Origin of the sequence: Pseudomonas sp. MD330_10 (assembly GCF_042610415.1) — a bacterium.
In the GTDB taxonomy this organism is placed as follows: domain Bacteria; phylum Pseudomonadota; class Gammaproteobacteria; order Pseudomonadales; family Pseudomonadaceae; genus Aquipseudomonas; species Aquipseudomonas rhodesiae.
Map to the genome: position 1 here is coordinate 87285 of NZ_JBHGZU010000019.1, position 10636 is coordinate 97920.

Genomic DNA, 10636 nt, shown 5'->3' on the forward strand with positions numbered 1-10636 from the left:
CGGGCCTGTTACTTTCACTTCTCATACTCGATCGCGGTGATCCACCAGCACACCTCGCCCGTTGGCGTCTGCACGATGGCCTCATCGTCGACTTGCTTGCGCAACAGAGCACGGGCCATCGGCGAATCGATAGAGATGTAATCCATCCGCTCATAAATTTCGTCATAGCCGACAATGCGAAAACGCTTGGTTTCGCCCTGCTCGTTTTCAATCTCGACCCAAGCACCGAAGAACACCTTGCCTTCCTGCTCCGGTGCGTATTCCACCACGCGCATGTCTTCAAGACGCTTGCGCAGGTAGCGCACACGGCGATCGATTTCACGCAGCAGTTTCTTGTTGTACGCGTAATCGGCGTTTTCGCTGCGGTCCCCCAGCGACGCCGCCCATGTCACTTTGCGCGTGGTATCCGGGCGCTTCTCGCGCCACAGGTAATCCAGCTCTTTTTTCAGCGCCTCATGACCTTCTTTGGTAATCAGCTTGGTACTCAAACGCTCGCATCCCCAGGCAATATCCATAAACACCGATGCACCAGGGGATGGCCCTGGCGTCGACGGGCTGCGCTTGATGATAAATGAACCGAAGAAAGTAGCCAGGGCCGTTCACTCCTAGCTATCCAACGCCTGATCCAATTCATGCAACATGCCCCGCAGCGTATGACGCAGGCCCGACAATTGCGACTTCAACGCGGCCAGCGTCTCGGTCTTGCGTTGGATGTCCTGCGACTGATCACGCAGTTGAAATGTGCGCTGCTCCAGATCCTTGACCTGCTCGCCGATCTGGTTCTGCTCCTGCAACAATCGATTCTGCCACTGCTCCAACGCGGTCTCTCGCTCAGCCGCGGCGAGCTTCTGTTGAGTCAACTCATGGGCGACCCGGGCCAGACTGGACAATGTGCTGTCCACTTCAAACAGTGCGCTTTGCTCCATCGGCGCAGGCAGTTTCGAAGGCGGCGGCGACGGCGGCTCAGGTTCTTGCGCGTTGGCGATGGGCGCCTCAGCCTGAACGACTGTTTCGGGAGGCTCGACAGGCAGCGGTCGAGGTTCTTCAACAGAATGTTCAAGCACCGATTGAGCATCCGCTTCGGATGAGCTTGCCGCTTTGGGCGGGGAGATCATTTGGGAGGAAAAGCGAATGGAAGGCACGATCAATGAGGTGCTTTCGATCGCCGGCAGTGTGGAGGCATTCATGCCTAAAGTGATCACCTTCATCACCAGCGCCTTCTTGATGGTCACCGAATGATGGTCTTCAGGCCGCGCGGGCGGCAATTTACACCCCCTCAGATCGACAAAATGATAAGGCACCTGGGTTTCGGTGACCCCGGCCGCTTTCGTACCTGACGCCGCAGCCAACATAAGAATCTGCTTGAACACATGCATGGCTATTTGCAAGTCTTCCTTGGATTCAACACCGCTGAGGAAATACCGTTCGAGTTTCTTGCGCAGCGCCGCGATATAAACCCTGGAGCTCCCAGGTTCAACTTCCTCATCCAGACTATACACAAGGAAGTTAGAGGCGATCTGCCCTACCGCGAACCCACAGAGCAGCGCGCCGTTGACCGGAGCATCCTGACCGTTGCGCTCAAGAACAAGGGTACGTAGAAGCATCATAGTAATCGGACCTCATTTAAAAAAGTCGGATGTTTATATAAACATCAAATAAACACCTACCAACACAAGCATCTAAAACACAAAACAATTGTTTCAGTGACTCACCTGGCACGCACGTAGGACTTTTCTTATTAACGCGGACCGTCGTTCCCAAGGACGAGTATTAACCGTACCCTTTTTGAATCCTAGCCCTACGTCACGCCAAACTTATTCGGTAAAAAAATGATCGAAATAAGCAATCTGACAAAAACCCTGAACAAGAAAAATATCATCAGCGATTTTTCATTCAGCGCCCGTCAGCAAGAGTGCCTAGGATTATTTGGCGAGGGGCCTGATGTTAAGACCATGCTTTTGAACCTGCTATCCGGTTCGACGCAACCCACCGGCGGGCACATACACATCGACGGCATCAACGCGCAAACCTATCCACATAAAGCCAAGCAAGTTATCGGCTACCAACGTTTTAAGGACCTCAGTCACCCGACGATGTCCGTTAAAGCATTTCTCAACTATATCGCCGCCATACGTGGTTACCACGGAGCGGAAAAACGCGCTCGGGTGGAACAAGCGGTGACACGACTGGATTTGTATCCAGCCCTCAATGCCCCCCTCGACGCGCTCTGCGCATGCACCAAACGTAGGGTGTCCGTCGCCCAGGCCATCCTGCATACGCCCGCAGTGCTGCTATTGGACGAGCCGACTGCGGGACTTGCGGCGGATCAGGCACTATCACTCAAGGCGCTTATCCGTTCGCTCGTGCAGGAGATGACGGTCATCATCTCCTCTCGCAACAGTGAAGAGTTGGCCCAACTCTGCACGCGAGCATTGCTCATCGCTGATAGTCGCCTGGTAGCCGACACGCCCCTGCCCGATTTGCAACGCAGTTCCCGTCACTTCCAGGCCGTCACCCTCTCGGCCGACACCCCTTTGGACTTACTGGCCTTGGCGGTATTACCCGGCGTCGCCGGCATTGAGGAGCATCGCCACGCGCCTGGCACGGTCACCGTTCTGGCCATGCCAGGGCATGCCATCTATCCCCATATACACACGCTCATTGCCAACCGCCGTTGGAAAATCAACACATTGAACCTGGAGCCCGGTCGCGTGAACGATGTGGTTCAGCAACTGAGCCAGGAGAGGTCCCATTGAAGCTGCTGCCGGTTATTTTCAAGCGCCAACTCGCCAACTATGCCTCTTCGCCCGCGACCTATCTCAGCGTCGCGCTGTTTCTAGCCCTGTCCACCATGGCGGGGTTGTATCTTCACCGCTGGGTGGAACAGGACAGTGGTGACCTGCTGGTGTTTTTCCAGTGGCACCCCTGGCTCTATCTATTGCTGATACCGGCGTTGACCATACGACTCTGGTCAGATGAGGCCGATCCCGGTTTTGCCGACCTTATGAGCGCATTACCCATCACGGCCGCCGAACGGGTGATCGGCAAGTTCATCGCCGCCTGGGTCGTGGCAGGCACGGCATTGATCCTCAGCTTCCCTCTGGTCGTCGCCGCCAATTACCTGGGTAGCGCCGATAATGGCCTCATCGCCTCGCAATTCGCGGCGAGCTGGTTATTGGCGGGAAGCTATCTGTCCGTCGGTTGCTTTGTGTGTACGTTGGCACGTCAACGTGTGGTTATTTTTATATTGACGATAAGTTTATTACTGGCAGCCACTGCCCTTTCTTCATGGGTAGACGCTCTGGAGCGCCAAGCCCCTATTTGGATTATCGACAGTTTAAGCGCCCTTAATCCACAGTCGAGATTCAGCACAATCGACCATGGAAAGTTTACGCTTCATGACAGTCTTTATTTCGTCAGCATGATCGTTGCCTTTCTCACTGCGACGATTGTCACACTCAACTACAAACTCCGCTGAGAAGGAAAGCCCTGCATGCGTTCCACTCTGCGCACCGGCATGACACTCGTCGTCATTTTTTTGTTATTTCTTGCATTAAACCTTGTTTGGACAGCCAAACTTCCCGAGCTTCGCTGGGACTTTACGCAACACAAAATCCATACCCTATCGCCACCAACGCAGGATTTACTTGTGTCATTGGAGGTGCCGTTGGACTTGTATTATTTCAATGCACACAACAACCCCAAACGAACGTATGCGTTGAATCGTTACGGCAAGCGTATCGAAGACTTGCTCCGCGAATATGAAAAAGCCGCAAGAGGCATGATCAACCTGCACCTGATTGAGCCTGCGCCTTTTTCAGAAGACGCCTACAAAGCCGCGTTATATGGTCTCGACGACCAAACTGGGTTTCTGGGGTTGATCGGCAACCGCGCGGGTCATGGCGCACAACGAATCGGAGCATTCAGCCTGGACCGTGAGCCATTGCTCGAATATGAAATCAACCACCTGATCTACCAGCTGCAGCATCCAGAGCCCCGGACAATCGGGCTGCTCAGCGGATTGGACATGGGCGAATCCGCAGGGCGTCTAATGGGGGAACTGCAGCGCCACTTCGACCTGATCAATCTGGAGCCGACCCTTGAACAGGTGCCTGCAAGCATCAAGACACTGATGGTGGTTCAACCCCGCGCGCTGTCTTACCGCACGCTGTATGCGATAGACCAATTTACGTTGAGGGGCGGCAGATTATTGATGTTTATCGACCCCATCAGCGAGTACGGCGCTGGTGCCCTGCCCACCAACTCTCGCCTGGACGAGATGCTCACGGCATGGGGCATTCAAGTATTCCCCGACAAACTGCTGATCGATCATCTCTATGCTTCCTCGGTGGTCACCGGCCCCGGGAAACCAGCCGTGCGCCATCCGGCTAGATTGAACCTGCCGCATGAGGCAATGAACCCCAGTGATATCAGTAGCTGGAAACTCAATACGGTGACGGTATCGAGCAGCGGTGCCCTTTCGCCGCGTATGAAAAGTCGCACCACCTTCACCCCTCTCCTGCAAAGCTCCTGGCAGTCTGCATTGCTGGAAACCGAGCGATTCGCCTCGGCGCTCAAATTCGATGCACTGACCGACGAAATGTCTCAGCACGCCCAACGTCATACCCTTGCAGCACGTATCGAAGGTCCGGCCTATTCGGCATTTCCCAATGGCATCAAGGGACAACCACCCGGTTTGCAAAAAGCCGAGCGCATCCATGTGGTGGTGGTGGCGGACACCGATTTACTGATGGATGAGGTCAGCACGGCGCCTGGCGGCAACATGATGTTTATTTTGAATACGCTGGATAACTTGTCCATGCTTGAACCCCTCGCCAGCCTCCGCCCTCGGGTGGTGACGAACCCCGCGCCAAGTGCGTTGCACACGATGCGCGATAGGGCCGCACAGTCTTACCGCGAGAAAGCGACCGAATTGGAACGACGCCTTCAGCGAACCGAGCGGGAGTGGCAACTGCTGACCCCTCCCACAACCAGCCTCGGCACCCAAGCGGTGGACCCTAACACCCAGCTGCAAGCCCTCAACAAGGAGCGGCTGCGTCTACCCATGGAATTGCACGCGCTGAAAACCCAGGCATACGAGTCAGTGCATCGCCTGGAACTCATGATCAAGCTGGGGTTGATCGTTACGGTGCCCGTGACGCTATGTCTGATAGCGTGGGGTCTGTGGTTACGCCAACAGCGTCATCGCACTCAGCCACGCTCGCTGCTCTACTGAATACTTACCGCCGCGCAATCAACCCCTGCCGGGCGATCCGAGTCAATTGACGGATGACTTCTTCAGCGTTATCGGCACTGGGGGCCTGAATGACCGCGAGATCGAAGCTGTCACTGGCAAACCTAGCGAGGGAGTCGCCGTCTTCAACGAACTGAATCAGGAAAGCGGAGGGCCGCCCAGTACGACGCGGCCAGCCGTCCAGATAACGCAATAATGTCGGCTGGTGCTTGCCACCTAGAAGGATTTTCGGATTGCGTTGCGTGAGGTCCGCAGTGATCGGAGCCAGGCGTATCAGAGGGCGTAGTGCATTCATCGTGTCGTGTCTCTGCCTCAAAAGTCTGCGGGCAGGTGAGAGGCAACACCGAACCAGCGCTTTAGCGGTATTTCGAAGGTATCTCGCAAGGGAGAACACGCTTCTGTCGGGCTGCATTGAGTCCCAGTGGCGCCCCGCAATTAGCTGTTTAAATCGGCGCATGAACGGCATCCTAGAGAAGCCGGTGGGGCGATGTCAAGAATCGCCGGCAACGAAAAGGCCCACGCATGCGTGGGCCTTTTCAGAGCGTTGCCAGTCAGTCAGTTGGCGATGGCGCGGTCGGCAGAGAGCTTGCCAGCACCTTCCAGCAACACCGCCAGTGTGCCGCCCAGCAAGGCCAAGGCAAATTCATAACCGTTGTTGGCCATGAACAGACCGTTATGGATATGCACCGAGAAGATCGCTACCAGCGTTAGGATGGTCAAGCCCAGCGCCGCCGGACGCACCAGCAAACCAATGATCAGCGCCAGGCCTGCGAAGAACTCAGTACCGCCCGACAGCAGTGCCATCAGCGTACCCGGCGCCAGGCCAATGCTTTCCATCCACTGGGCAGTGCCCGCCAGACCGTAGCCACCAAACCAGCCAAAGAGTTTTTGCGAACCGTGGGCGGCGAAGATGATGCCAACGACGATACGTAGAATCGTCAGGCCATAACCGGCGCGGGTGGACAGAAGGCTTTTGATAAGTGGGCTCATGGCGTACATCCTTTTCGAAGTAGAGGTTGGTTGGCCGCTATATTAATCAGTTTAGAGGATGATAAAAGCGCAAAAAATGCCTGATTAATATCTACAAAATCGATTACTTTCGTGACGCGATTTTGGTGGCCACTGGCTCCAGGGACTCTCGTTCGCGGTCGAATGCCAAATAGTACTTATTGACACTATTCACATAGCCGACTGCGCTCATCCCGACTTGCTCCATGGCGATGCGCTCCACCTGAAAAAACCACTGATTGGGGTTGAGCCCGCGGCGCTTGGCTTCGGTGCGCATGCCCTGAACGCGCTCGGGCCCCATGTTGTAGGCTGCCAGCACAAACGCCATGCGCTCGCGCTCGTTGAGCTTGGGGCTGGCGAAGAATTTGCGACGAATCATCGTCAGATACCGCGCACCGGCCTGCACGTTGCTGTCGAGCGTTTCGATATTGTTGACGCCCACACGCTGTGCCGCCGATGGCGTGATCTGCATCAGCCCGGTGGGGCCGCCGCTGTTTCGAGCGCTCGGGTCAAGGGCCGACTCTTTGAACGCCAACGCCGCCAAATTCAGCCAGTCCATGCCTTGCTCCTCAGCGTGCTTTTGCAGGACCGGGCGCAGTTTCTCCAGACGCTGGCGATCGATGCGGGCCAGCGGATTGCGCACCTGGTAGAGACGACGGTAGATGCGCTGGAACGCCACATCCCGGTCCGCAGGGGTGCGATAGGTCTTGAGGAATCGGTCGATACTGGCGCGCAGTATCGATGCATCCTGGCGCACAAACCAGAACTCGTCGCCGGGCGACGTGATCGCGACCTGCTTATCGAAGCGCAACTTGGGCAGGATCTTCGACCAGCGCTCGGCTATGGGTTTTTCAACGATGGTCAGATGGAAAATCCCTGCCTGGACCATCTCCAACACATCCTCCACGGCCAGCGTTGGATCCACCCACTCCACCTTGATCGGTGGCTGTTTGTGCAGGGCCAGTTTTTGATTGACCTGGCTGACGGCATCCGCCGCCGCACTGCCAGTTGTCAGCGCCAGGGTGCGACCGGACAACTGCTCCAGCCTGGTAAACCGCCGTTCACCCTTGACCCCCACCAACCATAGCGGCACGTCGCTGATAATCGGGTCGCTTGTGACGATCTTATGGGCCGTGTTTATATCCAGCAGTTCACCGGGGGCCACCAGATCGCCTTCACCACGGGCCAGCGCTGCCAGCAACTGATCCTTGGCTTTGGGAATGATCTTGAGATTGATCTCCTGACCATCGCGGGCATGGCCATTGAGGTATTGCTCGAACGCACGCAGGCGATGGTATTCGACACCAATGGCCTGCCCCTGCACTTCGCCGGAACTGTTACGGCTCTGGTTGACCAGTACGCGCAAGGTGCGACTTGAGCGAATCTCCGCCAGATCGCGGACTTTGCTGGGTTTGGTCACTTCCAGTGGCCCGTCCAGACGCGCGACCGCCGCCATCGGCAGCAGCGTGAGGCATAACATTAATAACGCCGAGGGTCGGATCATCCGCTCTCCGGAAAGAATACTGGTCAACACCCTCGGAAAAACGAGGAGCTGGGAGTCAGAAACAGAGCGCTTTCAGCGCAGGCTTCGCGCGCAACTCAAGCATGGACAAGGCATTTAGCCATCAGCCATGTCGGTCGCAACGTTCAAAGACAGCTATAAACCGTTGTAGTTCTTGGTTTTTCTTATAAATCTACAGCTCTGATATGCTTTCCGGCCGCAGGCGGAGATAGCACCATGCAGCTCATTGATATCGGCGTCAACCTGACCAATGCCAGTTTCGACGATAAACACCAGGCCGTTCTCGACCGCGCCTATGCCGCCGGCGTGCAGCAATTAGTGCTCACCGGCACCAGTGTCGAAGGTAGCGAACAGGCCCTGGACCTGTGCGTAAAACTCGATCAAAACGGCCAACGCCTCTTCAGCACGGCGGGCATTCACCCCCACTCCGCCAGTGACTGGAACGGTGACAGCGCTCAGCGTCTGCGTGCTTTGCTCAGTGAGCCCCGGGTGCGTGCCGTCGGCGAATGCGGGTTGGATTTCAATCGGGATTTCTCCCCGCGCCCGCAACAGGAAAAAGTGCTGGAAGCTCACCTGGCCCTTGCCGCAGAGCTGAAACTGCCAGTGTTCCTACATGAACGTGATGCTAACCAGCGCCTGTTGGAAATCCTCAAGGACTACCGCGACCACCTCACCGCCGCCGTGGTGCATTGCTTCACCGGCGAACAGCAGGCACTGTTCAGCTATCTCGACCTCGATTTGCACATTGGCGTTACCGGTTGGATCTGCGACGAACGCCGTGGGACCCATTTGCACCCGCTCGTCGGAGAAATCCCCCGAGGACGTCTGATGCTGGAGAGCGACGCGCCTTATCTGTTACCACGCACGCTGCGCCCCAAACCGAAAAATGGCCGCAACGAACCAGCCTATCTCGTGGAAGTGCTGCGTGAAGTCGCCCTGCACCGCCAGGAAAGCGTAGAGGACCTGGCCTTACACAGCACCGCCTGCGCCCGTCGGTTTTTTGAGTTGCCCAATCTGGATTGATGCGGCGCATTGACCCATGTCAAAAGGGTTTTTTATGATAAAGGCACAATACTGGCACCTTGCCAATGCTGCTTTCGCTATCAGAGAAAACCTTCCATGGGTGCCTGGCTTAGCAATATCTCGCTGAAATACAAATTCTGGGCCGTTAACGCGGTCGCCTTTGTCACCACCCTGCTGCTGGTGCTGTACGCCGTACACCTCGAACAGCAGGCCCGCACCGCGCAATCCTACGCGTCGGCGCAGGCCCAGGCGCAATTGCTCAGCGCCTGGCCGGCCGATAAGGCGTTGCCCAAGGGCGAGATGTGGCTGACGTTCCCGCGCGGCCAAGTCCCACAACTGGCAGACCAGGATCTGTCAGCCCTGAACAGCGCCAGCGGCTGGGTCGAACTCAATCCTATGCCGTTGTTCGGTGAGAATGTTCTGGCGGGGGCGCAAGTTGCCGCCCGCGCGGACGGCCAACAAATCGCCGCACTCGCCTACGCCCCCAGCTTCAGCCAGGTGTTCAGCGAGCGCTTTACCCAGTACGCCGCAGCGGTGTTGATCCTGATGCTGGCGATGCTGTGCGCCTCGCAGTTGTTGATCCGCTTCCTGCTAAGCCAGCTCAACACCCTCAAGGACGTGATGCTGCATGTGGAGAAAACCGGCGACCTGTCGGCCCGTGTGCCATTGGCGTGCAAAGATGAAGTCGGCCAGATGGCCAGCGCGTTCAACGCCATGCAGGCCGGCTACCAGCGGGTGGTCAACACCGTGGCGAGCACCGCCCGGTTGCTCGACGAAGGTGCCGCGCGCCTGGCCAGCAGCATGAACGATGTGCAGCACGGCATGCTCGGCCAGCAAAGCGAAACCGACCAGGCCGCCACCGCGATCAATGAAATGACCGCTACCGTGCACCACATTGCCCAGCACGCCGGCGCTACCCGCGACCTGTCCAAAACCGCCGATACCCTGGCCGGCAGCGGCCGCGAAGTGGTCACCCGTGTGCAACGCTCGATCGCCGGGCTGTCTACCGGTGTGCAGCAAACCGCGGAAATGATCCAGAAACTCGCCGAAGACAGCCAGAAAATCAACGGCGTGGTCAGCGTGATCCACAGCATCGCCGAACAGACCAACCTGCTGGCCCTCAACGCTGCCATTGAGGCCGCCCGCGCCGGTGAAATGGGCCGCGGTTTCGCCGTGGTCGCCGACGAAGTGCGCAACCTGGCCAAACGCGTGCAAAGCTCCACCGACGAAATCACCCGCATGGTTTCGGCCTTGCAGGCCGGCACCCGCGATGCGGTGGACTTTATGCAGGAAAGCTCCTTCAAGGCCGACGACTGTGTGCAGCAGGCCCAGGACGCCGCCGGCGCCCTTGCCGAAATCACCGACGCCGTGGCGCAGATGCGCGAGAGCAACACTCAGATCGCCGTCGCGGCCGAGCAGCAGAGCCACGTTGCTGAAGAGATGAACCGCGCGGTGGTCAGCATCCGTGACGTAACCGAAAACACCGTGCAACAGACAGTGGGCTCTGCCACCACCAGCAATGACCTGGCCACCTTGGCTGGGGAGTTGAGCAAGGCGATTGGGCAACTGAAGCTGTAGGACTGTTCAAGCTGTAATCCTATCCCTACAGCAACCCCACGGTTTGCCCGCGCTTTTGGCGAAACGTCCTCACCCTGCCGGCGAATAACGCCGACTTCTTTGCTCTGATAATCCCTCCAAAGTCTCTCGCCTGATCATTCAGTGCGAGGGATCGCTGATGCACTCCGCTTTTATGGCCCTGCTCGACAGGGCTGTCTCTTGATTCCGGTCATCGCCAGCTTCGTCCTGGCCCCCATGGACCCCAAGGCGCC

Annotated in this window: 10 protein-coding genes; 5 read left to right on the forward strand and 5 right to left on the reverse strand. The window is 57.3% G+C overall.

The window, feature by feature from the left end:
* Positions 1-14 precede the first annotated feature (14 nt).
* Positions 15-488 carry a transcription elongation factor GreB gene (greB, locus tag ACFZPT_RS22875; protein ID WP_379555728.1) on the reverse strand — a complete coding sequence of 158 codons (474 nt, stop codon included), beginning with the start codon at positions 486-488 and terminating at the stop codon, positions 15-17.
* A gap of 117 nt (positions 489-605) precedes the next feature.
* Entirely contained in the window at positions 606-1607 is a 1002-nt protein-coding gene (locus ACFZPT_RS22880; protein WP_034096575.1) for a hypothetical protein, read from the reverse strand.
* 222 nt (positions 1608-1829) lie between these two features.
* On the opposite strand from ACFZPT_RS22880, the gene ACFZPT_RS22885 reads away from it, so the two are divergent.
* From ACFZPT_RS22885 to ACFZPT_RS22895, 3 genes are read left to right on the forward strand one after another with little or no spacing between them, the layout of a single operon-like run.
* Positions 1830-2756 carry an ATP-binding cassette domain-containing protein gene (locus tag ACFZPT_RS22885; protein ID WP_034096574.1) on the forward strand — a complete coding sequence of 309 codons (927 nt, stop codon included), beginning with the start codon at positions 1830-1832 and terminating at the stop codon, positions 2754-2756.
* Positions 2753-3478 (forward strand): ABC transporter permease, encoded by a 726-nt coding sequence (locus ACFZPT_RS22890; RefSeq protein WP_034112572.1) that lies wholly within the window; start codon positions 2753-2755, stop codon positions 3476-3478. Before ACFZPT_RS22885 ends, ACFZPT_RS22890 begins: the two co-directional genes overlap by 4 nt.
* Before the next feature lie 15 nt (positions 3479-3493).
* The gene (locus tag ACFZPT_RS22895; protein WP_099313096.1) at positions 3494-5236 is read left to right on the forward strand and encodes a Gldg family protein; all 1743 of its coding nucleotides are present in this window, start codon (positions 3494-3496) and stop codon (positions 5234-5236) included.
* A 4-nt stretch (positions 5237-5240) separates the two neighbouring features.
* Here the strand turns inward: ACFZPT_RS22895 and ACFZPT_RS22900 are convergent, their stop codons facing one another.
* The 3 genes from ACFZPT_RS22900 to ACFZPT_RS22910 all read right to left on the reverse strand — a co-directional run bounded on the left by ACFZPT_RS22900 (position 5241) and on the right by ACFZPT_RS22910 (position 7766).
* Complete coding sequence (locus ACFZPT_RS22900; RefSeq protein WP_034096789.1) at positions 5241-5549, reverse strand: hypothetical protein; 309 nt, start codon at positions 5547-5549, stop codon at positions 5241-5243.
* A gap of 260 nt (positions 5550-5809) precedes the next feature.
* Positions 5810-6244, reverse strand: a complete 435-nt coding sequence (locus ACFZPT_RS22905; RefSeq protein WP_034096571.1) for a DoxX family protein — start codon at positions 6242-6244, stop codon at positions 5810-5812.
* Positions 6245-6347: 103 nt separating this feature from the next.
* Entirely contained in the window at positions 6348-7766 is a 1419-nt protein-coding gene (locus ACFZPT_RS22910; protein ID WP_034096570.1) for a transglycosylase SLT domain-containing protein, read from the reverse strand.
* Between the two features lie 234 nt (positions 7767-8000).
* On the opposite strand from ACFZPT_RS22910, the gene ACFZPT_RS22915 reads away from it, so the two are divergent.
* Both ACFZPT_RS22915 and ACFZPT_RS22920 read left to right on the forward strand, forming a co-directional pair.
* Positions 8001-8807 carry a TatD family hydrolase gene (locus tag ACFZPT_RS22915; protein WP_034112567.1) on the forward strand — a complete coding sequence of 269 codons (807 nt, stop codon included), beginning with the start codon at positions 8001-8003 and terminating at the stop codon, positions 8805-8807.
* Positions 8808-8903: 96 nt separating this feature from the next.
* On the forward strand, positions 8904-10385 hold the full coding sequence (locus ACFZPT_RS22920) for a methyl-accepting chemotaxis protein (protein ID WP_034112565.1): 1482 nt from the start codon (positions 8904-8906) through the stop codon (positions 10383-10385).
* Positions 10386-10636: the final 251 nt, after the last annotated feature.

Coding starts and splice junctions, on each gene's coding strand:
- ACFZPT_RS22920 (WP_034112565.1), top strand. CDS start 8,904: ATGGGTGCCTGGCTTAGCAATATCTCGCTGAAATACAAATTCTGGGCC.
- ACFZPT_RS22895 (WP_099313096.1), top strand. CDS start 3,494: ATGCGTTCCACTCTGCGCACCGGCATGACACTCGTCGTCATTTTTTTG.
- ACFZPT_RS22885 (WP_034096574.1), top strand. CDS start 1,830: ATGATCGAAATAAGCAATCTGACAAAAACCCTGAACAAGAAAAATATC.
- ACFZPT_RS22900 (WP_034096789.1), bottom strand. CDS start 5,549: ATGAATGCACTACGCCCTCTGATACGCCTGGCTCCGATCACTGCGGAC.
- ACFZPT_RS22880 (WP_034096575.1), bottom strand. CDS start 1,607: ATGATGCTTCTACGTACCCTTGTTCTTGAGCGCAACGGTCAGGATGCT.
- ACFZPT_RS22910 (WP_034096570.1), bottom strand. CDS start 7,766: ATGATCCGACCCTCGGCGTTATTAATGTTATGCCTCACGCTGCTGCCG.
- ACFZPT_RS22905 (WP_034096571.1), bottom strand. CDS start 6,244: ATGAGCCCACTTATCAAAAGCCTTCTGTCCACCCGCGCCGGTTATGGC.
- ACFZPT_RS22915 (WP_034112567.1), top strand. CDS start 8,001: ATGCAGCTCATTGATATCGGCGTCAACCTGACCAATGCCAGTTTCGAC.